Source organism: Citromicrobium bathyomarinum, from assembly GCA_001306305.2.
GTDB lineage: Bacteria > Pseudomonadota > Alphaproteobacteria > Sphingomonadales > Sphingomonadaceae > Alteriqipengyuania > Alteriqipengyuania bathyomarina.
In genome coordinates, this window is record CP155577.1 from 1,600,689 (window position 1) to 1,621,735 (window position 21,047).

Consider the following 21,047-nt stretch of genomic DNA (forward strand, 5'->3'; position numbering starts at 1 on the left):
GATGCGTTCTAAATTTCTCTCCACCGCTGGCCTTGCGCTGGCGGTGGCAGGTTGCGCCACCCTGCCCGTGACGGGCGATCCTGCGGTGTCGGTCTACGCCACGGCGGAGACCGCGCCGGTGGGCACCGGAAACGAGGATGCGGCGGACGATCCGGCGATCTGGCGCAACCAGGCCGACCCGTCGAAAAGCCTGATTATCGGCACCGACAAGAAAGCCGGGCTGCACGTCTACAATCTCAAGGGCGAAGACCTGTTCTTCCTCGATGCGGGCCTGCTCAACAATGTCGATCTGGTCACGCTGGCGGACGGCACGGTGCTGGTCGCGGCGAGCGACCGCACCGATCCCGACAATTCCGCGATCGCGCTGTTCCGGCTCGACACCCAGAGCGCGCGGCTCGAACCGCTGGGTTCGGTGGCAAGCGGCGCTGGGGAGGCTTACGGCCTGTGCCTGTGGACCCCGCCATTTACGAGCGCGGGCGACGCCGTGGTCGCCTTTGCCGTGCTGAAGGACGGGACGATCAATCAGGTCCGGATTCGCGACGACTGGACCGGCAGGATCGAACACACGATGAGCGTGCCCAGTCAGGCCGAAGGCTGCGTGGTCGATGCGCGTAATTTCGGACTTTATGTGGGCGAAGAAAACGGCGGCATCTGGCGCTTCCGCGTGGGCGGATCCGACCCGGTGGGCGAACTGGTCGCCCCGATCGACAACCGAATGCTGGTCGCCGATGTCGAAGGCCTCGCGCTGCTGCCCGAGGGGCACAGAGGCGGATACCTGATCGCATCCTCGCAGGGCGACAATGCTTACGCGGTGTTCCGCCTGCCCGGAATGGAGCCGGTCGGCCGTTTCCGGATCGCGCAGGGCGCAGTCGGCGCGACCGAGGAGACCGACGGGATCGATCTGCATGCCGGAAGCTTCGGCCCGGACTATCCAGCAGGCCTGTTCGTGGCGCAGGACGGCATCAATCCGCCGTACGCGCAGAACTTCAAGCTGGTTTCGTGGGCGGCCATTCTGGAAGCGCTGGAGACGTCGCCGAAGGCCGACTGACCCGGCACCGGGAGTGGGGTAGGGGGAGCTGCCGGCCAGCTTCCCCGGCCATCCGACATCGCGGCGACAGCCGGGCCTACGGTGCCGGTTGCAGGAATCGAACCCGCGACCTTCGGTTTACAAAACCGCTGCTCTACCAGCTGAGCTAAACCGGCCCTTGGTGCCGCAGCGCCTTGGGGCAAAATGCGGCTCTCGTAAAGCCTGTCGATGCCCGTCGATCAGAGCTCGATCTTGGGGCGCCGTTGGGCGAGCGCGACCCGCTTTGCTTTGGCAAAACTGCCCCGATCTGGTACACAAGGGCAGGTAACGCCAAGGAAACAGACGTGGATCAGAACCTTCGTACGCAACTGCAATACGACGCCCGGAAGAAGTCCGTCGCGGCGGCCTATATTCTGTGGCTGTTCCTCGGTTCATTCGGCGCGCACAGGTTCTATCTCGGCCGTACGGGCAGCGGAGCTGCGCAGCTGGCGCTGTTGCTGCTGGGCTGGATTCCGTTTTTCCTTGGCTGGTTCGTGCTGAGCGTGTGGTGGCTGGTCGATGCTTTCCTGATCCCGGGCCAAGCCGAACAGAGCAACCTGCAGACGCTCGACCGATTGAGCAGCGAAGCATCGCTGCCTGCGATCCCCGCCTGAGGGTCAGCGCGCGCCGAAGGTCCAGCCTTCGGTTTGTGCCAGTCGCCTGTCGAGTGCGGGTGGAGCCCATAGCCTCACATCGTCCCCATTCCGGCGTAGCCACGCGGCGGTGAGCAGCGCGTCGGCGCTGTGATCGTCGATCGGGCCCGAGCCCGCGACCGGGCCGAAGCCGAGCGCGGCCAGCGCCTCGTTCAACACCGAATGATCTCTCACCTTGCGTCCACGACGCGCGGGCAGCGCGGCGAGTGAGGCAAGCGCGGTGTAGATCTCCACCAGCACGGAACCTGCCTGCGGCAACGGGTCGACCGGCCACACCGGCAGCGCGCCGTCCAGCCGGTGGAGCAGCCGCATTCCCGTCAGGCTCGACTTGCCGACCTGCGCCGCGCCGACGAGGTTGAAGTTGGAGACCGGGCGGCATCCCATTGCCCGTTGCGCCTGCTCCGCGACGCGAAAGCGCCCTTCGCGGCTTGCGGCATCGGGCGCGTGAAAGCGATCGCCTTCGTGTGCGCCGCCATGGCGGAAATAGCGCGCCAGCTCGCGATGGCTCAACACGCCGCCTGCCTCCAGATGCGGGTCGTCGGCGCACAGATCGTCGATCAGCGCCCACAGCGCCTTGGCGTGCGGCGGAGAATGCTCCCAGCCGGGGAAGAACGCGCCGCAATCGGCGAAGGGCAGTGCGATACCCAGATCCATGCCGACCAGCGTATCGGACGGCAGATCGTCGCGCAGCAGGACGAGTACATCCTCGCGGCTCCACGGCTGGTCACGGCGGAGCAGGCGGGGCGGGCCACCGCCCAGGTCCGCCAAGGCCAGCGCAATGCCCTTGTGCCGTTCGCCTTTCGCGCCGGACCAGTCGATCGCGAGGAAGTGGGAGAAGCGGTTCAATCGCGCCCCTTGCGCCGCGCCGCCCAGAACTCCATCCGCTCCGCCACGCGCTTCTCGAAGCCGCGCCCGGTCGGCTGGTAGAACCCCTGCGGCTCCATCTCGTCGGGCCAGTAATTGTCGCCCGAGAACGCATCCTCAGCCGAATGGTCGTAGGAATAGCCCTCGCCGTAGCCGATGTTCTTCATCAGCTTGGTCGGCGCGTTGAGGATGTTCTTCGGCGGTGTGAGGCTGCCCGTCTCCTTCGCGCTGCGCCACGCGGCCTTCTGCGCCATGTAGGCCGCGTTCGATTTGGGCGCGGTGGCGAGGTAGAGGCACGCCTGCACCAGCGCGAGCTCGCCCTCCGGGCTGCCGAGAAACTCGTAGGCGTCGCGCGCGGCGATGCACTGGGTCAGCGCGGCGGGGTCGGCCATGCCGATATCCTCCACCGCCATGCGCACCAGCCGCCGCGCGAGATAACGCGGCTCTTCGCCCGCGGTCAGCATCCGCGCGAGGTAATAGAGCGCGGCGTCCGGATCGCTCCCGCGCACCGCCTTATGCAGCGCGGAGATGAGGTTGTAGTGCCCGTCGCGATCCTTGTCGTACACCGCCACCCGGCGTTGCAGGAAACTGCCGAGGCCCGCCGGGTCGAGCGGCTTGTCCAGCCCGGCATTATACAGCGTCTCCGCCTGGTTGAGCAGGAAGCGGCCATCGCCGTCGGCTGAAGCGATCAGCGCGGCGCGTGCGTCGTCTGTCAGGGGGAGGGGCCGTTCCAGCTCCTCGGCGCGGGTGAGAAGTTCGCCCAGCGCTTCGTGCCCCAGCCTCTCGAGGATCAGCACCTGCGCGCGGCTGAGCAGCGCGGCGTTGAGGGCGAAGCTGGGGTTCTCCGTGGTCGCGCCGACCAGCGTGACCGTGCCGCGCTCGACGAAGGGCAGGAAGCCGTCCTGCTGCGCGCGGTTGAAGCGGTGGATCTCGTCCACGAACAGCAGCGTCTTCTGCCCGGCCTTGGCCGCAGTCTCCGCCTCGGCAAACGCCTTCTTCAGGTCCGCCACTCCGCTGAACACCGCGCTGACCGCGGCGTAGCGCATGCCCACGCTATCGGCGAGCAGGCGCGCGATCGTGGTCTTGCCGGTGCCCGGCGGGCCCCACAGGATCATGCTCGACAGGCGGCCCGCCGCGACCATGCGCCCGATGCTGCCCTCCGGCCCGGTCAGGTGTTCCTGGCCAACAACCTCGGAGAGGGTGCGCGGGCGCAGCCGGTCGGCCAGCGGCGCGTCCTCGCGCGGCTCGGCAGGGGCGGTGGGGGAGGGCGCGGGCGCCTCGTTTTCGAACAGATCGGCCATTGGTCGGCTGACATAGGGGTTCGGTCGGAAAAATGCAGCGGCTACTTGTAGCGATATATCCAAGATATATCTTAGCTATATCGTACACACAGGAGAATGCAGATGTCCGATGACCACAAGCGCGAGGATGACGAGCCGATCGGAGGCCGCATTCCCGATCACCACCAAGATGGAGATTTCGACGACGGGTTCGAGGGTGGCCCCGACGAGCGCGATACGCGCGGCGGCAAACGGCGCGGCGATGGCTTTTCCGCCGATGCCCTGTTCGGCAGCGACGGCGTGTTCGGGCCCGGCGGCCCCTTCGGTCGCAATGGCCCGTTCGGCCCGCGCGGTCCCTTCGGCGACTCAGGCCCATTCGGCGCTGGCTGGGGCGGCGGCTGGGGTAGCGGTGCTGGCGGCGGACCGCGTGGCAACCGTGCGCGCTGGAAGATGGCGGGCGGCCATGACGCGGGCCATCGCGGCCAACATCGGCGCAAGCGGATGTTCGGCCCCGGCGAACTGCGGCTCGTCCTGCTCGCACTGATCGCGGGCGAGCGTAAGCACGGCTACGAGCTGATCAAGGAGATCGAGGATTTGACCGGCGGCGAATACGCGCCCAGTCCTGGCGTGATCTACCCTACGCTCTCTTTGCTCGAAGACGAAGGGCTGATCGCCCCGGTCGAGGCCGAGGATACCCGCAAGGCCTTCCGCGTCACCGACGCCGGGATGGCGGAACTGGAAGAGCGCAGCGATGAAGTCGCGCGGCTGATGCAGCGGCTTGGCAAGCAGGGAGAGAAGGCCAAGCCCAGCGGCTCGCCCGATCTGCTCCGCGCGCTGGGCAATCTCGCCACGGTCATCACCAACCGCGCCGCCAACGGCCAGTTCAGCGGCGCGAACAAGGACAAGGTCGTCGACCTGATCGACGAACTGGCGCGCAAGATCGAACGTCTCTGAATACTCGCACACTTGTCGCCCGGGCGCGGGGGTGTATCCTCCGTGTCCGGGTCGCACCTCCACGGGGGGAGAGGCGAAATGGACAAGCATCTGAAGGCGCGTACGCCGTGGCACCTGTGGGTGGTCGGCATCGTGTCGCTCGCATGGAATGCGTTCGGCGCGAATGATTACCTGCAAACGCAGCTGGGCAATCTCGCCTATTTCGAAAGCATGATGGACGGGATCGAGGCGACGCCGCAGCAGGCGCTCGCCTATTTCCAGAGCTATCCGGCGTGGGTTCACGGGGCCTGGGCGGTGGGCGTATGGGGTGCAGTGCTCGGTTCGCTGCTGCTGTTGCTGCGCACCCGCTTCGCGGTGCATGCCTTTGCGCTGTCGCTGCTGGGATTGGCGACCACCACCGTCTACCAGATGGTGGTCGGGCAGCCCGACTGGGTGCAGAACACCACCACCACGATCATTACCATCGTGATCTGGTCGATCGCGACCTTCCTGCTGATCTACGCCGCCAGCATGCGCTCGAAAGGCGTGCTACGTTGAACCGTCGCAGGGCGGCTTGGCTTCGACCAGTCGCAGATAGGTATCGACCATCGAGGCGTTGATCGCCTCCCACGTATAGGGTCGGCTGCGTTCGAGCCCTGCGGCGCCATGGCGCGCGCGCAGATCGGCGTCGAGGCAATAGGGGGCGAGGGCGAGGGCAAAGCCCTTCACATCGCCCGGCTCCACCAGCAGCCCCGTTTCGCCATCGGCGACCAGGCCCGAACTGCCGGTTGCATCGGCCGCCACCACCGGCAGCCCGCAGGCCATCGATTCGAGCGTGACGTTGCCGAAGGTCTCGGTGATCGAGGGGTTGAAGAAGATATCGCCGCTGGCGACCGCGCGGCCCAGGCACTTGCCGCCCTGATGGCCCACGAAGATCCCGCCGGGCAGCGCCTTTTCGAACCACCCGCGCGCCGGCCCGTCGCCGATCACCATCACCTTGTGCGGGATCTGCTTCTTGCGCAGCTCGATGATCGTGTCGACGAACACGTCGAGCCCTTTTTCCATCACCAGCCTGCCGAGGAAGGTGATCACCACCTCGTCATCGGCAATGCCCATCTCGCGCCGCCATTCCATGTCGCGCGCGCCGGGGTGGAACACCTCGCGGTCGATCCCGCGGGTCCAGATTCCGATATCCCGGTTCATCCGCTGACTGCACAGCACGTCGACCATCCCCGGCGACGGCGCGACCAGCGCATCGCACTTGCGATAGAACCGTCGCAGCAACGATTCGATCACCGGTTCGAGGAAGCCCATCTTGTAGTAACGCGGATAGGTTTCGAACCGGGTGTGGACCGATGCCAGCACCGGCACGTCGTGCTCGCGCGCCCACTCGACCGCCTGCTGGCAGGTGCGATCCGGGCTGGCGACATGCACGATGTTGGGGCGAAATTCCTCGAATGCGCGCCGGGTGTCCCCCTTCAGCCCGAAGGTGAAGTGGTATTCCGGACGGAACGGGATAGGCAGGGAGGGGACCGATACCAGGTCGCCAACCGCCTCTACCTGCGGGTTTTCGACCGTCGGCGCAAAGATTCGCACCGCACCGCCCTGGTCGAGCAAATGGCGGACCAGGCGGTTGAGCGCCTGCGTCGGCCCGTCGCGGACCATGTTGTAATTGCCGCTGACCAAGGCAACGCGAAGATCGGTAACGTCCATCGCTGCCCGCCTTAAGGCTCGCGATTGCACTTGGCGAGGGGGTGGAGGCACTGTCTCGCCATCTTCGGACCAAGCTGCCTTCGTGATGCGAATGCGATCATACCCGGCGACAGTTTTTCAGTTTCACGTTGACTTGTTGCTGCGCAACTTTATTGCCGCCGACGGGCCACGCGGTCCCAACGCCGCGCGAGCTCTCTGCAAGGAGAGAATACATGACTGCTACCAAGCCGACGCTCCGTCCGGAGCGTCCTTTCTTTTCGTCCGGTCCGACCGCCAAGTTTCCTGGCTGGTCGCTCGACAAACTCAAAACCGAATCGCTGGGCCGCTCGCACCGTTCTTCGGTCGGCAAAGCGCGCCTGAAATACGCGATCGACCTCAGCCGCGAGCTGCTGGGCGTGCCCGACGACTATCTCGTCGGCATCATGCCCGGTTCGGATACCGGCGCGCTCGAATGCGCGATGTGGACGATGCTGGGCGCAGGCCCCGCGACGGTCGCTGCTTGGGAGAGCTTCGGCAATGTCTGGATTCAGGACGCGGTCAAGCAGCTCAAGCTGCCCGACCTGCAGGTGCTCGACGCGCCCTACGGCGAAATCCCCGACCTGAATTCGATCCCGCAGGACAACGACGTCGTGTTTACCTGGAACGGGACCACGTCCGGCGCGCGCATTCCGAACACTGACTGGCTCGCAGCCGATCGCAAGGGCATCACGATCAACGATGCGACCAGCGCCGTCTTCGCGCAGGAGATGGACTGGGCCAAGCTCGATGCCACCACCTACAGCTGGCAGAAGGTGATGGGCTCCGAAGCGCAGCACGGGATGCTGATCCTCAGCCCCAAGGCGGTCGAGCGGATCGAAAGCTACGATCCCGACTGGCCGCTGCCCAAGCTGTTCCGCCTGAAGAAGGGCGGCAAGCTGAACACCGCGATCTTCGAAGGCGCGACGATCAACACGCCCTCGATGCTGGCGACCGAAGATTACATCGCCGCGCTCGAATGGGCGAAGTCGATCGGCGGGCTGCCCGCGATGATCGAACGCGCCAACGCCAACGCCAAGGTGCTGACCGACTGGATCGAGGCGACGCCCTACGTGCGCAACATGGTCGACGATCCGGCCAAGCGCACCAATACCGGCGTATGTTTCGTCTTCCAGGGCGAATGGTTCGACAGTCTCTCGGAAGACGCGCAGGCCGCGGTGCCCGACAAGATCTACAAGATGCTGGAGGCCGAAGGCGTCGGCTACGACTTCAACGGCTATCGCGACGCTCCGCCGTCCCTGCGCATCTGGTGCGGCGGCACGGTCGAGAGCGAAGACATCGCGCGCCTGATCCCGTGGATCGAGTGGGCCTTCGCCGAGCTCCAGAAGTAGCTCCGCGCCACCCCCTGGCTATCCCGTCACCCTGAACTCGGTTCAGGGTCCAGTTCTCCATCATCGAGCCTTCGTTCGAGAAGGCTCGGTGGATGCTGAAACAAGTTCAGCATGACGATTTGAGGGAAATGAAATGTCCCAGAAACCCAAAGTCCTGATTTCCGACAAGATGAGCCCCGATGCCGCCAAGATTTTTGCGGAGCGCGGGTGCGAAGTGCACGAGAAGACCGGCCTGTCGCCCGATGAGCTGAAGGCGATCATCGGCGAATATGAAGGCCTGGCGATCCGTTCCTCGACCAAAGTCACGCCCGAGATTCTGGAGGCGGCGACCAACCTGAAGGTTATCGGCCGCGCCGGGATCGGGGTCGACAATGTCGATATCCCGGCGGCGTCCGAGCGCGGCGTGGTGGTGATGAACACGCCCTTTGGCAACTCGATCACCACCGCCGAACACGCCATCGCCATGCTGCTCGCGCTGGCGCGGCAAATCCCGCAGGCCAATGCACGCACACAGGCGGGCGAGTGGCCCAAGAGCGATTTCATGGGTATCGAGCTGACCGGCAAGACGCTCGGCCTGATCGGCGCGGGCAATATCGGCAGCATCGTCGCATCGCGCGCGCAGGGCCTGCGGATGAAGGTAATCGCCTATGATCCCTTCCTGACCGAAGAGCGCGCGGTCGACATCGGCGTCGAGAAGGTCGAATTGGACGACCTGCTGCGCCGCGCCGACTGCATCACGCTGCATACGCCGCTGACCGACGAGACGCGCAACATCCTCTCGGGCGAAAACCTCGCCAAGACGAAGAAGGGCGTGCGGATCGTCAACTGCGCGCGCGGCGGGCTGATCGACGAGGCGGCGCTGGCGGAGGCGCTCGACAGCGGCCATGTCGCGGGCGCGGCGCTCGACGTGTTCCAGACCGAACCGGCGAAGGAGAGCCCGCTGTTCGGCAAGCCCGGCTTCATCTGCACGCCCCATCTGGGCGCTTCGACGCGCGAGGCGCAGGAAAATGTCGCGCTTCAGGTGGCCGAGCAGCTGAGCGATTTCCTGCTGACCGGCGCGGTCACCAACGCGCTCAACATGCCGAGCCTCAGTGCGGAGGAAGCGCCGCGGCTGAAGCCCTACATGCAGCTGGCCGAAAGCCTCGGCTCGCTGGTCGGGCAGCTGGCCCATGGCAGCCTGCCGAAGATCGCGATCGAGCTGGAAGGCGATGCGGCGGAGCTCAACCCCAAGCCGATCACCGCTGCGGTGCTGGCGGGCCTGATGCGCCGCTTCTCGCAGAGCGTGAACATGGTCAACGCGCCGTTCCTCGCCAAGGATCGCGGGATCGAGGTGCGCGAAATCCGCTCCACCCGCGAAGGCACGTACCAGACGCTGATTCGGGTGACGGTGGAAACCGACGCGGGCAAGCGATCGGTCGCGGGGACTTTGTTCGGCCGCGAGGCGCCGCGTCTGGTCGAGATCTTCGGGATCGGGATCGAGGCGGAGCTGGATGGCCACATGATCTACGTGGTCAACGACGATGCGCCCGGCTTCATCGGGCGGATCGGCTCGCTGCTGGGCAATCGCGGGATCAACATCGGCACCTTCAACCTCGGCCGCAAGCAGGCCGGGGGCGAGGCGGTGCTGCTGCTGAGCCTCGACCAGCCGGTCGACGACGCGCTCATCGCCGAGGCCGAGGCGCTGGAAGGCGTGCGTACGGTCACCGCGCTGAGTTTCTAGAACCGCTTTTCGTCATCCCAGCTTCCGCTGGGATGACGAGGGCGTTAGGGGCAGGCGCATGACCACGACCGACGACCTGCTGCCCGAAGGGCTGGCCGACAACCTGCCCGCCGATTCCGCCATGCTCGGCCGCGCGATGCGCGCCGCGCTCGATGCGATGGACGCGCATGGATATGACCGGGTCAGCCCGCCGCTGGTCGAGTTCGAGAAGTCGCTCGGCCACCGGATGGATGGGTTGCAGACGCGCGCGATGTTCCGCTTTGTCGATCCAGCGAGCCTGCGCACGCTCGCGCTGCGGAGCGACATCACCCCGCAGATTGGGCGCATCGCGGCGACCGCGCTGAGCGCGCGCGCACGGCCCCTGCGGCTGTGTTACGCGGGCGAGGTCACGCGGATCGCGGCGGACCAGCTCGATCCGGTGCGCCAGCGCCTGCAGGTCGGCGCGGAGCTGATCGGATCGGACAGCGTCGCCGCCGCGAGCGAGGTGGTGCTGACCGCGCTTGCCGCGCTGGAGGCGGTCGGCGTCGAAAACCTGTCGGTCGATTTCACGCTGCCCGACCTCGTCACCACGCTGGCCGCAGGGCCGTTCCCGCTGGACGAGGAACAGGCCGATGCCGTCAGGCGCGAACTCGATGCCAAGGATGCGGGCGGGCTGAAGGCGGTCGGCGGCGATGCCTACCTGCCGCTGATCCACGCCGCAGGGCCTTTCCCCGATGCGCTCGACAGGCTGCGCGCGATCGACGCGGGCGGCGCGCTGGAAAGCCGTATCGCCGGGCTGGAGCAGATCGCCGCAGCAGTGGGCGACCGCGCGCGGATCACGCTCGACCCGACCGAGCGGCACGGGTTCGAATATCAGAGCTGGTTCGGCTTCACGCTGTACGCAGGCGATGCGCGCGGCGCGCTGGGCCGGGGCGGCACCTACCTGATCCGCGGGACGGACGAGCCCGCGACCGGCTTCTCGATCTATCTCGGCCAGGCGCTCCCGCTGCTGTCCGCAGCCGAGCCGCGCGCGATGCTCTACCTGCCGCTGGGCCACGACGGCGAGGCGGCGGCGCGTCTGCGCAGCGAAGGCTGGCGCACGCTCGCCGCGCTGTCCGATGATGAAGACCCGCGCGCGCTCGGCTGCACGCACCGGCTGGAGAGCGGCGAGGCGATCCTGCTCTAGTCGCCTCCGAGCACCGCCTGCGTATCGGCCAGCTCGAGATTGCTCATCATGCCCAGATAGCGGTCGTAATAGGGCTTGTGCGACACGCCCACGATGGCGAGCGTTCGGGTGTCCGTGCCGATCACCTGGCGGATATTGGCGACCATCCGCAGGTTGCGCGTCTCCCAATAGGCGAGATAGGTCTGGCCCGCATCGCTCGGGGTCCGTGCCCCTGCCGCCGCACCGAAATCGCCCTCCATCGCCAGCGCAAGTGAGGCAGGTGCATTGTACCGCCGATACCATTCAAGGATCGGCATGGAGCCATCCTGCATCGCCGTGTCCCATTCCTCGTATTCCGCGATGCGCTTCTTGGTCGGTGCATTGTCCCAGATCGCGCTGATTTCCGGACCATAAGCTTCTGCGTCCTTGGGATCGCTGCCGCTCATCTGGTCGTCCACCCGGTCGACCCTGTCGAGGCCGAGGCGTACCGCCAGCCGGGCGGCGATGACGACGTTCTCGTTGTGCCGGGTGTCGAACTTCTCGAGATAAGCGACCAGTTCGGCGGGTAGATCGTCGCCCGCCGCACGCTCGGCTTCGGGCAGGCGGAGCCATTGGACCAGCGCCGATTCCGGCTCCCCGATGGCGAGGAACAGGCCGACCAGTCGCCGGCGTTCGGCAATGGTCCGCTGGTCCCCAGGCTTGGCGAGCAGTTCCATCACCCCGAATTGCGCATCGCGCGCGTTCACGCCCAGTGCGGCGCGCGCCGGGCCGGGATCGGGGCAATAGGTATCCGCATTGCCGGGGTCGAATAGCCGCAGATTGTCGCACTGAACCCCATCGATCCCCTCGACCGCGATCGCTTCGGGCGCCCATTCCTCCAGCTCGTCGAGCAGCGGATCGAACCGCTCCAGCGGGAAATTCTTGGGCAGGGACGACAGGTGAGATGTGCCCAGCACCAGCACCGGGGTGAGATCGCCGCGTTCCTGCGCCGCCTCATCGACAATATCGACCAGATCCGCCGGAAGCGGTGCTGCTGCCTGTGCGAGGAACGATACGGCGAACAGAAACGACATGGGCGACCTCCGGTGCGAAGATCGCCCATGTGCTATAGGGTGTTAATACGGTCAAGCGCTCAGTCGTTGAACTTGCCCGGTTCGGGGCCCATCCGGCCGTCCTCGCTGTCCAGCGCATCGATCTTCGCCATCTGGCCTTCGCTCAGTTCGAACGACAGCGCGCTGTAATTGTCGCGGATGTGATCGGGATTGGTCGAACGCGGCAGCACGGAAAAGCCATGCTGGATGTGCCAGCGGATGATCACGGCACTGGCGGACTTGCCAGTCTCGTCCGCGATCGCCTTGATCGTGTCGTTGTCCATCCCGTTGCCCTGGCCGAGCGGCGACCAGCTCTGCGTGACGATGCCCATATCCTGGTGCACCTTGCGCATTTCGCGCTGCTGGAAGCTGGGGTGCAGCTCGATCTGGTTGAGCGCGGGCACCACGCCGGTTTCGTCGACGATCCGCTTCAGGTCTTCCTCGCGGAAGTTGGATACGCCGATGGACTTGGCCTTGCCCTGGTCGCGCAGTTCGATGAATGCCTTCCAGGTCTCCACGAACAGGCCCTTGTCGGGGCAGGGCCAGTGGATCAGCAGCATGTCGACATGATCGCGGCCCAGCCGTTCCAGACATTTGTCCGCGGCTTTCAGCGTGCGGTCGTAACCCTGGCTCTCATTCCAGATCTTGGTCTGGAGGAAGATGTCTGCCCAGTCGCCGATGCCTTCGCCGACGCCCTTTTCATTCTTGTAGATCGCGGCGGTGTCGATCAGCCAGTAACCGGTATCGAGCGCGGTAGAGACCGCATCCGCCGCCTTGTCTTCCTCGATCTGCCAGGTGCCGAAGCCCAGCTGGGGAATCTGGCGATCATCGTTAAGGGTGAGGGTGGGGTAGTCTTTGCTCATGAAATCTCCTTTTGCCTGTCCAACACACGCGCCCGCCGAAATGTCCCGATCAATTCCGATAAGGCGTTTCCTACCCGCATCGCCCATGCCATAGGCGCGCGGCTGTGCGCGGCGCTTTTCCCGGCCGGGGCGTTTTGGTCCCCTGGACAGTGTGTCAGGTGTGTCAGGCAAAGCCGCCGCACGCCGGGCCGATGTCGGCAGGCGCAATGAGTTTTGAAGGAGTGCAGGTGTGGCCAACGTAACCGTGATCGGGGCCCAGTGGGGTGACGAGGGCAAGGGCAAGATCGTCGACTGGCTGGCGAGCCGCGCCGATGCCGTCGTCCGCTTCCAGGGTGGCCACAATGCCGGCCATACGCTGGTGGTCGACGGCACGACCTACAAGATCAGTCTGGTGCCCTCTGGCATCGTGACCGGCACGCTCTCGCTGATCGGCAATGGCGTGGTGCTCGACCCGTGGGCATTGAAGTCGGAGATCGAGAAGCTCGAAGGGCAGGGGGTGAAGATCACCGCCGACAACTTCGCCGTCGCCGACAACTGCCCGCTGATCCTGCCGCTCCATCGCGACCTCGACGGCCTGCGCGAAACCGCAGCGGGGCAGGGCAAGATCGGTACCACCGGGCGCGGCATCGGCCCGGCTTACGAAGACAAGGTCGGCCGCCGCGCGATCCGCGTGTGCGACCTCGCGCATCTCGACGAGATCGAGCCGCAGCTCGACCGTCTCTGCGCGCACCATGACGCGCTGCGCGCGGGCTTCGACGAGCCGCCGATCGACCGCGAACAACTGATTTCAGAGCTGCGCGAGATTGCACCCTTCGTGCTGCAATTCGCGCAGCCGGTGTGGAAGCGGCTGAAGAAGGTCCGCAAAGCGGGCGCGCGGATCCTGTTCGAAGGCGCGCAGGGCGTGCTGCTCGATGTCGATCACGGTACCTATCCCTTCGTTACCAGCTCCAACACGGTCAGCGGGACGGCGGCGAGCGGTTCGGGCCTCGGCCCCAATGCGACCGGTTTCGTCCTCGGGATCACCAAGGCCTACACCACCCGCGTGGGCAGCGGGCCTTTCCCGACCGAGCTGGAAGACGAGATCGGCCAGGGGCTGGGCGAGCGCGGGCACGAGTTCGGCGTGGTCACGGGGCGCAAGCGGCGCGTCGGCTGGTTCGACGCGGTGCTGGTGCGCCAGACCTGCGCGATCAGCGGGGTGACGGGCATCGCGCTGACCAAGATCGACGTGCTCGACGGGATGGACAAGGTGAAGATCTGCACCGGCTATCGTATCGACGGCAAGATCTACGACTACCTGCCGAGCCACGCGGCGAGCCAGGCGCGGTGCGAGCCGATCTACGAAGAGATGGAAGGCTGGCAGGAAAGCACCGCCGGGGCGCGTAGCTGGGCCGATTTGCCCGCCAACGCGATCAAGTATATCAGCCGCATCCAGGAACTGATCGAGTGCCCCGTGGCGCTGGTTTCGACCAGCCCGGAGCGTGAGGACACGATCTTGGTCCGCGATCCGTTCGAAGACTAGGCGCGATGCCGGGTGGGGCGGGCAACCCGCTCCACTATGGATGCGATTGACTTATTCCCCCTTTGTTCTCATGAATGCATGTGGAACAAAGAGGGAATAGTGATGCTCCACACCGAGTCGCGCGCCGCCGGAAGCAATACCGATCTCAGCTACGCGCTGGCGGGCGATGCGCCCGCGGACGGGCCTGCGTACGCGCCAAGGGATGGTGGCGGACTCCCGGTCGCGATCTCGCTGTTCGCCGACCGGCCGCATGTGCGCGAGGCGATGCGCGCCGATGCGCAGCTTGCCGGATTCCGCGTGGCGCAGGCCGAAGGGCTGATCGCGCTGGATGATGAAAAGACGCGCGCGCTGGGCGATTTGGTCGCGGTCGATGCCTCCGGCGCGGATGCGGCGACGCTCGCCATGCTTGCGCGCCTGGATGCGCGGATTGCGCGCTCGGGCGGGCAGCTGATCGTCGCCACCACGATCGGCGCGCTCGAACCGGTGATGGTGGCGATGGGCGAAAGCGATCCGGTGCTGCTGGTCGAGCCGGGGCGGGGGGAGCGGCTGGTCGCCTTCGGCGAGGCGCTGGTGCGGTTGGCCGGGGCGCGGGTGCGCGACCTTTCTGCCGAAGACCGGGTGGCGGTGATGCGGCTGGTCGAGCGGGTGAGCCTGCTGGCGGAGAAGCTCGACGGGCTGATGGCAAGCGACGACGTACCGCGCGACGGCAGCGCCGCCTTCGCCTTCGGCACGGGGCAGGAGGCAACCGGGAACCTGCGCGAGCATCGCCAGCGCGGGCGGGAGGCCGATGCGCTCTCGCCGGTGCCCGGCCTGCCCGATCCGCGCCGAATCCGCGCACTGATCCGCAAGCGGCAGGCGCGCACGCGGTTCTTCGAGGCGGAGCTGTTCGCGGACCCGGCGTGGGACATCCTGCTCGATCTGACGGCCGCACGGGCGGAGGGGCGGCGCGTCTCGGTCACCTCGCTGTGCATCGCCAGCGGTGTTCCGCCGACCACCGCGCTGCGCTGGATCGCCCAGATGACGCGCCAGGGCCTGCTTCGCCGCGAGGAAGATCTGGTCGACCGGCGGCGCGCGTTCATCGCGCTCAGCGACAGCGCGGTGGAGGCGATGGCCCGCTATTTCGACGCCACCGGTGCGTGCGACTGCGCCGGAATCTAGTCTCGGGTGAGAATCACCGCAAAGCCCTCCACAGGACTATCGGGGGCGGTATCCAGCGGATGGCGCGCGGCGTCGGCGCGGGCGCGGGCGAGGATCGCGGGCGGCACATCCGCGTCGTGGTAGATCGCATCCGCCTCGCCCAGCCAGCGCGCCTGCCGCAGGGTGAGGTCTTCGGGATCATCGCTGGCAAGCGCGATCCTCTCCAACCGCGCAGGCGCATCGGCGGCGGGATCGGCCAGCCAGTGTCCGACCCTGTCGGCAGACCCTTCGTCCAGCGGGTCGAGCGTGCCACCGGGGCGCAGAGCTGCATCCACCGCGCGGCGGCGCGCGTCGCCATCGGGCAGCTTCGCGCGCAGAGTATCGCGCCCGCTTGCCAGCGCCCGCGCGAGTTCGCCAAGCCGCTGTGGCAGGATCGCTTCGAGCCGCAGGCGGATATGCTTGGCGAGACCGGCGGAGGCCCCGCCCGTGCCGATCGCGATCAGCAGCGGATCGCGGTCGAGAATGCTCGGGGTGGTGAAATCGCACAGGTCCGGCTTGTCCGCGACATTGACCAGCAGGCCCTTCGCCTTGAGCCGCTGGCGCACCGCTGCAGCCTCTCCCGCATCCTCCAGCGCGACGAACGCCAGCGAGGCATGATGCGCCTCCGCCTCGCCCACGGCGACCGCGCCCGCGCGTTCGACCAGTCGGCGCTTCGCCTCGGCCATCGGTCCGCTGCCGACCACCACGATGCGGCTGCCCGCAACCTGGTGGAACAGCGGCAGCGAAGCGATCAGTCCAGCCATTCCGGCACGCGCTCCGCATCCATGATCGCGCCCGCGTCGATCCGGTCGGCGACCACCGCATAGTCGCTGCCGCTGACCAGCACTTCGGGCACGAAGCCGCGCGAGTTGTAGGACGATGCCATGGTCGCGCCATAGGCCCCGGCGGTGCGGAACACCGCCAGATCGCCGGCGACCAGCGCGGGGCAGTCGCGGTTGGTGGCGAAGGTGTCGCCGGTCTCGCAGATCGGGCCGACGATGTTGGCGGTCATCCGCTCCTCGGTCTGGGCGACCGGCTCGAAATCGTGCCACGCGCCATATAGCGCAGGGCGCGCAAGATCGTTCATCGCCGCATCGACGATCACGAAGGGATTGTTGAGCCCGCGCTTCACCCGCACCACGCGGGTCAGCAGCACGCCGGCATTGCCCGCGATCACGCGCCCCGGCTCGAACACCAGCTGCACGCCCCAGTCGCGGGTCACGCGCGCGACCATTGCGCCGTAATCGGCAGGGCTGGGGAAGCTCTCGCCCGTGCGGTAGGGCACGCCCAGTCCGCCGCCCAGATCGACCCGGGTGATCGTGTGGCCCGCCTCGCGCAGCTGGCCGAGCAGCGTGCCGATCTTCCCGAAGGCGGTTTCCAGCGGCGCGAGATCGGCCAGCTGGCTGCCGATATGAATCGCCAGACCTTCCAGCGCGAGGCCGGGCAGCGCGCCCAGCTCGGCAAAGGCCTCGGCCGCATGATGCAGCGGTACGCCGAACTTGTTGTCCGCCTTGCCGGTGCTGATCTTCTCGTGCGTGCCCGCGTCGACATCGGGGTTGATCCGCAGCGCGCAGCGCGCCTTCTCGCCCCGCGCGGCGGCCAGCTCGGCCAGCTCGCGGCCTTCCTCGCGCGATTCAATGTTGAACTGCGCGATACCGGTGTCGAGGCCAAGCTCCAGCTCGGCGCGGGTCTTGCCGACGCCCGAAAACACGATCTTGTCCGGCGTCATCCCGGCGGCGAGCGCGCGGCGCAGTTCGCCGCCCGAAACCACGTCCGCGCCGAAGCCTTCACGCTGCAACACGCGCAGCACCGCAAGGTTGGGGTTGGCTTTGACCGCGAACAGGATCAGCGGGTTGTCGAGTTCGCCCAACCCTTCGCGAAACACGCGCGCATGGCGTTCCAGCGTGGCGCGCGAATAGACGTAGACGGGGGTCCCAACCTCCTGCGCGATCGTGGGCAGGGGCACATCCTCGGCGTGGAGGATGCCGTCGGTCAGCTTGAAATGGTCCATCGTACTTGGTTCGGCCTAACTCGGGTTCGCACTATTCGGGGGGCAGGTCGAAAGGATCGTCCTCGCGCTCTTCGGAGCGGGTGCGCAGCTCGGTATCGCGGATCGGCTGCGCGATCACATCGGGTTCGAGCAGCTCTTCCGCAGTCAGTCGCTGGTCGCTGCCATAGGGCGCAGGCGGCAGGGTTTCGCCCGGCGGCGGCTGCAAGGCGGCCCGCTGGCCGCAGGCGGACAGCGCGAGCGGGAGAACGGCGGTGAGCACGAGGGCGAGGCGGATGCGCATGGTGGTTCGCTTCAACTGTCGAGGCCGAGCGCGCGGCGCGCCTCGGTCACCTGCTGGCGTACCCGATCGGGCGCGGTTCCGCCATAGCTGCGGCGCGAGGCGACCGATCCTTCGAGCGTGAGGTTGGCGAGCGCTTCCGGCGTCACCCGCGGATCGATCACGGCAAGATCGTCCTGCGTCAGCTGGCCCAGCGCGCAGCCCTTTGCATCGGCCCGCGCCACCGCAGCGCCGGTGATGTGGTGCGCCTCGCGGAAGGGGACGCCCGCCTCGCGCACCAGCCAGTCGGCCAGGTCGGTCGCGGTCGCATGGCCGCTGCCTGCCAGCGCGAGCATCCGCTCGGTGTTGAACTCAGCACCCGCGATCATCCCTTCCATGCTCGCCAGTGAGAGCACCAGCAGGCCGTGCGTCTCGAACACCGGCGGCTTGTCGTCCTGCATGTCCTTCGCATAGGCCAGCGGCAAGCCCTTCATCGTGATCGAAAGCGCGGTCGCCGCGCCGATGATCCGGCCTGCGTGCCCGCGCACCAGTTCGGCAGCGTCGGGGTTCTTCTTCTGCGGCATGATCGAGCTGCCGGTCGAGAGCGAATCGGGCAGGCGGATGAAGCCGAAGGGCTGGCTCGCCCAGATGATGATCTCTTCGGCGAGCCGTGACAGGTGAATGCTGGCGATGCTGGCCGCGTGCAGATAGTCCATCGCGAAATCGCGGTCGGACACGGTGTCGAGGCTGTTGGCGGTTGGCCGCGCGAAGCCCAGAGCCTTCGCCGTCGCCTCGCGGTCGAGATCGAACCCGGTGCCCGCCAGCGCGGCGGCACCCAGCGGACATTCGTCGAGCCGTTCCTTCGCGGCCGCAAAGCGCATCCGGTCGCGCCGGAGCATCTCGTAATAGGCCATCAGGTGGTGGCCGAGCGTGACCGGTTGTGCGGCCTGCAGATGGGTGAAGCCGGGCATGATGTCGGCTGCGTGCTGCTCCGCGCGCATGACCAGCGCGGCCTGCACCGCGGCAAGCCCGGCGTCGGTCTCCTCGATCGCCTCGCGGGTCCACAGCTTGAAATCGGTCGCGACCTGATCGTTGCGGCTGCGCGCGGTGTGCAGGCGGCCCGCGACTGGGCCGACCAGTTCGGTAAGTCGCGATTCCACGGTCATGTGGATGTCTTCCAGGTCCCAGTTCTCGGGCACGCCCTCCCGCTCGTACTCGGCGGCGATGGTCTGGAGGCCGTTGTCGATGGTGGTCGCATCTTCCTGCGACAGGATGCCCTGCGCGGCCAGCATGCTCACATGCGCGCGGCTGCCCGCGATATCCTGCCGCCAGAGCGCCTTGTCGAAGGGAATCGAGGCATTGATTTCGCGCATGATGGCACTAGGCCCGTCGGCGAAGCGGCCGCCCCACATCGCGTTGCCGCGCCCTGCGCTGGAGGTATCCGTGTCCCGTTCTGCCATTTTGCCTGCGCTCGCCATCGTCCTGATCCTGAGCGGGTGCGATAGGGAGGCCGACCCGGCCCCGCAAGAGAGTGCGGCGCAGACCGAGGCTGGCAAAGAGGCGAAGCCCGGCGAGATCGACCGGAGCCATGCGGGCGACCTGATGCCCGCCGCCAACATGGTCGACCCCGAAGGCGCGGTGCTCAATCTGGGCGCGCTGCAGGGGCACCCGGTGCTGATGAACCTGTGGGCCACCTGGTGCGCGCCGTGCGTCAAGGAAATGCCGATGCTCGACCAGCTGGCGGCGGATTACGAGGACGAGCTCAACGTGGTCACGATCAGCCAGGACATGGGCGATCCGGCGAAGATCACCGAATTCTTCGAGAAAAACGACATCGACAGCCTGCCGCCGTGGATCGACCCGCAGCTCGCGCTGGGCGAGGCGATCGGTGCGGCGACGCTGCCGACCACCGTAATGTACGATCGCACCGGGCAGGAGGTGTGGCGGGTGACGGGCGAGCTCGACTGGTCGAGCGAGGCGGCGCGCATGGCGGTCCAGGAGGTGGTCGACGCGCTTTAGCTAGCGTGCGATCGCTTCGTAATCGGGCGCGGAAAGGCCCAGCGGGGCGAGTGGATTGCCGACCAGTCCCGCGACCAGCCGTGCCTGAATTCGCGGCCCCGGCGGCACGCGGCCCAACGGGGTGAGTAGAAAGTCGCGCAACAGCGCGTGCCACGCCTTGTCCGACTGGTAGAGCGGCGTCGCCGCCCAGGTGAGCGCCTGATAGAGCTTCACATGCCGGCTGCGCAGCTGCGCTGCATGGGCAAGGCGTTCCTGCAGATCGCCGTGCGAGGCAATGCCCCGGGCGAGCGCAAAGGCGTCGAGCAGCGCCATGTTCGCACCTTGCCCCAGCTGCGGGCTGGCCGAGTGCCAGGCATCGCCAATGTGGATCAGCCGCTCGCCGACAGGTTCGGGCACGCGGCGATGGGCGTAGCGGGCGAAGGTCAGCTGTTCGGGCTCGGTAATGTGTGCCAGCAGCCCCTCGCAATCCGGCCACAGCGTGCAGACCTGCGCCTTCCACGCATCGAGCCCGGCCTCGCACCATGCTTCGTATGCGCTCGCCTTGAGCGACCAGAAGAAGGAGAGTTCGCGCCGCTCGCCCTCCACCCGCACGCCGGTGGGCAGCACGCCCGCCATTTGCTGCGCGTGGGTGTATCGCTGTTCGAGCAGGCCTGCGTCGAACGGAGCATCTGCGGGCCAGTCCAGCGTGGTCCACAGCGCCCCGAAGGCGAGCCATTCGCCGCACGGCGGGGCGAGGGGGGAGGAGGTGCCCAGCGCATCGACCACCAGATCGAACGCGCGGGTGGTGCGCCCGTCGTCGCAGGTCAGCGTCCGGCCGCCTGCCTCGATTCGAGTGGTGGCAACGGGGAAGCCGGTCTCGATGGCGATCCCCTCGGCCTGCGCGGCGCGAAAGAGCAGGGCGAACAGGCTGCCCCGGTGGATCCCGATCCCGCACGCTCCCGCCACGCCGAGATCGGCATAGCGCGCATCCAGCGCGACATCTCCCTGATGGTTGAGCCCGTGGAGCGCGCGGATCGGCGCGCCGTGGGCGAGGATGTCGGGCGCGAGGCCCAGCGCATCCAGCACCGCCAGCCCGCTCGGCTGGATCATCAGGCCCGATCCGATCGGACGCGGCTGATCGAAACGCTCGAACAGCGTCACCCGGTGCCCCTGCCGATGCAGCAGCAGCGCGGCGGCGAGGCCCGCCGGTCCGCACCCGGCAATCGCGATGTCGAAATGGCTCATCGCCGCCCGATTGCCGCGTCGGCGCGGTATGGGCAAGGGATGGCCGGAAAAGGAATGGTGGGCGATGACAGGCTCGAACTGCCGACATCTTCGGTGTAAACGAAGCGCTCTACCAACTGAGCTAATCGCCCGATCACATTCGGGAGGG

General features: G+C 67.1%; 20 protein-coding genes and 2 tRNA genes. 10 read left to right on the forward strand and 12 right to left on the reverse strand.

From position 1 onward, the window contains the following. Position 1 precedes the first annotated feature (1 nt). Positions 2–1,048 carry a phytase gene (locus VO57_007855; protein XBL71237.1) on the forward strand — a complete coding sequence of 349 codons (1,047 nt, stop codon included), beginning with the start codon at positions 2–4 and terminating at the stop codon, positions 1,046–1,048. Between the two features lie 82 nt (positions 1,049–1,130). Here the strand turns inward: VO57_007855 and VO57_007860 are convergent. Further along, positions 1,131–1,203 (reverse strand) — tRNA-Thr (locus VO57_007860). Between the two features lie 168 nt (positions 1,204–1,371). Here VO57_007860 and VO57_007865 point away from each other — a divergent pair. Continuing rightward, positions 1,372–1,680: a TM2 domain-containing protein gene (locus VO57_007865; protein XBL71238.1), complete on the forward strand. Its 309-nt coding sequence runs from the start codon at positions 1,372–1,374 to the stop codon at positions 1,678–1,680. A gap of 3 nt (positions 1,681–1,683) precedes the next feature. Here VO57_007865 and VO57_007870 read toward each other — a convergent pair whose 3' ends face one another. Together VO57_007870 and VO57_007875 are read right to left on the reverse strand one after the other, a co-directional pair. Further along, entirely contained in the window at positions 1,684–2,565 is an 882-nt protein-coding gene (locus VO57_007870) for a hypothetical protein (GenBank protein ID XBL71239.1), read from the reverse strand. Continuing rightward, positions 2,562–3,884 carry a replication-associated recombination protein A gene (locus VO57_007875; GenBank protein ID XBL71240.1) on the reverse strand — a complete coding sequence of 441 codons (1,323 nt, stop codon included), beginning with the start codon at positions 3,882–3,884 and terminating at the stop codon, positions 2,562–2,564. The genes VO57_007870 and VO57_007875 overlap by 4 nt, the downstream gene beginning before the upstream one ends. Before the next feature lie 102 nt (positions 3,885–3,986). Between VO57_007875 and VO57_007880 the strand changes: the two genes are divergently transcribed. Beyond that, the gene (locus VO57_007880; protein ID XBL71241.1) at positions 3,987–4,817 is read left to right on the forward strand and encodes a PadR family transcriptional regulator; all 831 of its coding nucleotides are present in this window, start codon (positions 3,987–3,989) and stop codon (positions 4,815–4,817) included. A gap of 78 nt (positions 4,818–4,895) precedes the next feature. Further along, positions 4,896–5,354, forward strand: a complete 459-nt coding sequence (locus VO57_007885; protein ID XBL71242.1) for a hypothetical protein — start codon at positions 4,896–4,898, stop codon at positions 5,352–5,354. Here the strand turns inward: VO57_007885 and VO57_007890 are convergent. Then, positions 5,346–6,509: a glycosyltransferase family 1 protein gene (locus VO57_007890; GenBank protein XBL71243.1), complete on the reverse strand. Its 1,164-nt coding sequence runs from the start codon at positions 6,507–6,509 to the stop codon at positions 5,346–5,348. The two genes, VO57_007885 and VO57_007890, sit on opposite strands and share 9 nt — an antisense overlap. 212 nt (positions 6,510–6,721) lie before the next feature. On the opposite strand from VO57_007890, the gene VO57_007895 reads away from it, so the two are divergent. The 3 genes from VO57_007895 (at position 6,722) to VO57_007905 (ending at position 10,761) form a co-directional block, all read left to right on the forward strand. Then, a complete protein-coding gene (locus VO57_007895; protein XBL71244.1) occupies positions 6,722–7,876 on the forward strand; it encodes a phosphoserine transaminase in 1,155 nt (384 codons plus the stop codon). 133 nt (positions 7,877–8,009) lie between these two features. Beyond that, the gene (gene serA / locus VO57_007900; GenBank protein XBL71245.1) at positions 8,010–9,596 is read left to right on the forward strand and encodes a phosphoglycerate dehydrogenase; all 1,587 of its coding nucleotides are present in this window, start codon (positions 8,010–8,012) and stop codon (positions 9,594–9,596) included. A 58-nt stretch (positions 9,597–9,654) separates the two neighbouring features. Then, positions 9,655–10,761: an ATP phosphoribosyltransferase regulatory subunit gene (locus tag VO57_007905; GenBank protein ID XBL71246.1), complete on the forward strand. Its 1,107-nt coding sequence runs from the start codon at positions 9,655–9,657 to the stop codon at positions 10,759–10,761. On the opposite strand, the gene VO57_007910 is transcribed toward VO57_007905, so the two are convergent. Continuing rightward, positions 10,758–11,813 carry a DUF5694 domain-containing protein gene (locus tag VO57_007910; GenBank protein ID XBL71247.1) on the reverse strand — a complete coding sequence of 352 codons (1,056 nt, stop codon included), beginning with the start codon at positions 11,811–11,813 and terminating at the stop codon, positions 10,758–10,760. The two genes, VO57_007905 and VO57_007910, sit on opposite strands and share 4 nt — an antisense overlap. Positions 11,814–11,872: 59 nt before the next feature. Next, positions 11,873–12,694 carry an aldo/keto reductase gene (locus tag VO57_007915; protein ID XBL71248.1) on the reverse strand — a complete coding sequence of 274 codons (822 nt, stop codon included), beginning with the start codon at positions 12,692–12,694 and terminating at the stop codon, positions 11,873–11,875. Between the two features lie 229 nt (positions 12,695–12,923). Here VO57_007915 and VO57_007920 point away from each other — a divergent pair, with 229 nt between their 5' ends. Then, the gene (locus VO57_007920; GenBank protein XBL71249.1) at positions 12,924–14,213 is read left to right on the forward strand and encodes an adenylosuccinate synthase; all 1,290 of its coding nucleotides are present in this window, start codon (positions 12,924–12,926) and stop codon (positions 14,211–14,213) included. 102 nt (positions 14,214–14,315) lie between these two features. Next, entirely contained in the window at positions 14,316–15,371 is a 1,056-nt protein-coding gene (locus VO57_007925; protein XBL71250.1) for a winged helix DNA-binding protein, read from the forward strand. On the opposite strand, the gene VO57_007930 is transcribed toward VO57_007925, so the two are convergent. Genes VO57_007930 through argH form a run of 4 tightly spaced genes read right to left on the reverse strand, consistent with a single transcriptional unit; the run spans position 15,368 to position 19,116 of the window. Beyond that, positions 15,368–16,153 carry an NAD(P)-dependent oxidoreductase gene (locus tag VO57_007930; GenBank protein ID XBL71251.1) on the reverse strand — a complete coding sequence of 262 codons (786 nt, stop codon included), beginning with the start codon at positions 16,151–16,153 and terminating at the stop codon, positions 15,368–15,370. The two genes, VO57_007925 and VO57_007930, sit on opposite strands and share 4 nt — an antisense overlap. After that, positions 16,141–17,400 carry a diaminopimelate decarboxylase gene (lysA, locus tag VO57_007935; GenBank protein ID XBL71252.1) on the reverse strand — a complete coding sequence of 420 codons (1,260 nt, stop codon included), beginning with the start codon at positions 17,398–17,400 and terminating at the stop codon, positions 16,141–16,143. The genes VO57_007930 and lysA overlap by 13 nt, the downstream gene beginning before the upstream one ends. 31 nt (positions 17,401–17,431) lie before the next feature. Beyond that, entirely contained in the window at positions 17,432–17,680 is a 249-nt protein-coding gene (locus VO57_007940; protein ID XBL71253.1) for a hypothetical protein, read from the reverse strand. Positions 17,681–17,691: 11 nt separating this feature from the next. Next, entirely contained in the window at positions 17,692–19,116 is a 1,425-nt protein-coding gene (gene argH / locus VO57_007945; protein ID XBL71254.1) for an argininosuccinate lyase, read from the reverse strand. Here argH and VO57_007950 point away from each other — a divergent pair. Next, positions 19,100–19,675, forward strand: a complete 576-nt coding sequence (locus VO57_007950) for a TlpA disulfide reductase family protein (GenBank protein ID XBL71255.1) — start codon at positions 19,100–19,102, stop codon at positions 19,673–19,675. The two genes, argH and VO57_007950, sit on opposite strands and share 17 nt — an antisense overlap. Here the strand turns inward: VO57_007950 and VO57_007955 are convergent, their stop codons facing one another. Further along, positions 19,676–20,899: an NAD(P)/FAD-dependent oxidoreductase gene (locus tag VO57_007955; protein ID XBL71256.1), complete on the reverse strand. Its 1,224-nt coding sequence runs from the start codon at positions 20,897–20,899 to the stop codon at positions 19,676–19,678. Between the two features lie 55 nt (positions 20,900–20,954). Beyond that, positions 20,955–21,030 (reverse strand) — tRNA-Val (locus VO57_007960). Between the last annotated feature and the right edge of the window lie 17 nt (positions 21,031–21,047).

Coding starts and splice junctions, on each gene's coding strand:
- VO57_007930 (XBL71251.1), bottom strand. CDS start 16,153: ATGGCTGGACTGATCGCTTCGCTGCCGCTGTTCCACCAGGTTGCGGGC.
- argH (XBL71254.1), bottom strand. CDS start 19,116: ATGGCAGAACGGGACACGGATACCTCCAGCGCAGGGCGCGGCAACGCG.
- VO57_007890 (XBL71243.1), bottom strand. CDS start 6,509: ATGGACGTTACCGATCTTCGCGTTGCCTTGGTCAGCGGCAATTACAAC.
- VO57_007880 (XBL71241.1), top strand. CDS start 3,987: ATGTCCGATGACCACAAGCGCGAGGATGACGAGCCGATCGGAGGCCGC.
- lysA (XBL71252.1), bottom strand. CDS start 17,400: ATGGACCATTTCAAGCTGACCGACGGCATCCTCCACGCCGAGGATGTG.
- VO57_007915 (XBL71248.1), bottom strand. CDS start 12,694: ATGAGCAAAGACTACCCCACCCTCACCCTTAACGATGATCGCCAGATT.
- VO57_007885 (XBL71242.1), top strand. CDS start 4,896: ATGGACAAGCATCTGAAGGCGCGTACGCCGTGGCACCTGTGGGTGGTC.
- VO57_007905 (XBL71246.1), top strand. CDS start 9,655: ATGACCACGACCGACGACCTGCTGCCCGAAGGGCTGGCCGACAACCTG.
- VO57_007910 (XBL71247.1), bottom strand. CDS start 11,813: ATGTCGTTTCTGTTCGCCGTATCGTTCCTCGCACAGGCAGCAGCACCG.
- VO57_007955 (XBL71256.1), bottom strand. CDS start 20,899: ATGAGCCATTTCGACATCGCGATTGCCGGGTGCGGACCGGCGGGCCTC.
- VO57_007875 (XBL71240.1), bottom strand. CDS start 3,884: ATGGCCGATCTGTTCGAAAACGAGGCGCCCGCGCCCTCCCCCACCGCC.
- VO57_007940 (XBL71253.1), bottom strand. CDS start 17,680: ATGCGCATCCGCCTCGCCCTCGTGCTCACCGCCGTTCTCCCGCTCGCG.
- VO57_007895 (XBL71244.1), top strand. CDS start 6,722: ATGACTGCTACCAAGCCGACGCTCCGTCCGGAGCGTCCTTTCTTTTCG.
- VO57_007925 (XBL71250.1), top strand. CDS start 14,316: ATGCTCCACACCGAGTCGCGCGCCGCCGGAAGCAATACCGATCTCAGC.
- VO57_007855 (XBL71237.1), top strand. CDS start 2: ATGCGTTCTAAATTTCTCTCCACCGCTGGCCTTGCGCTGGCGGTGGCA.
- serA (XBL71245.1), top strand. CDS start 8,010: ATGTCCCAGAAACCCAAAGTCCTGATTTCCGACAAGATGAGCCCCGAT.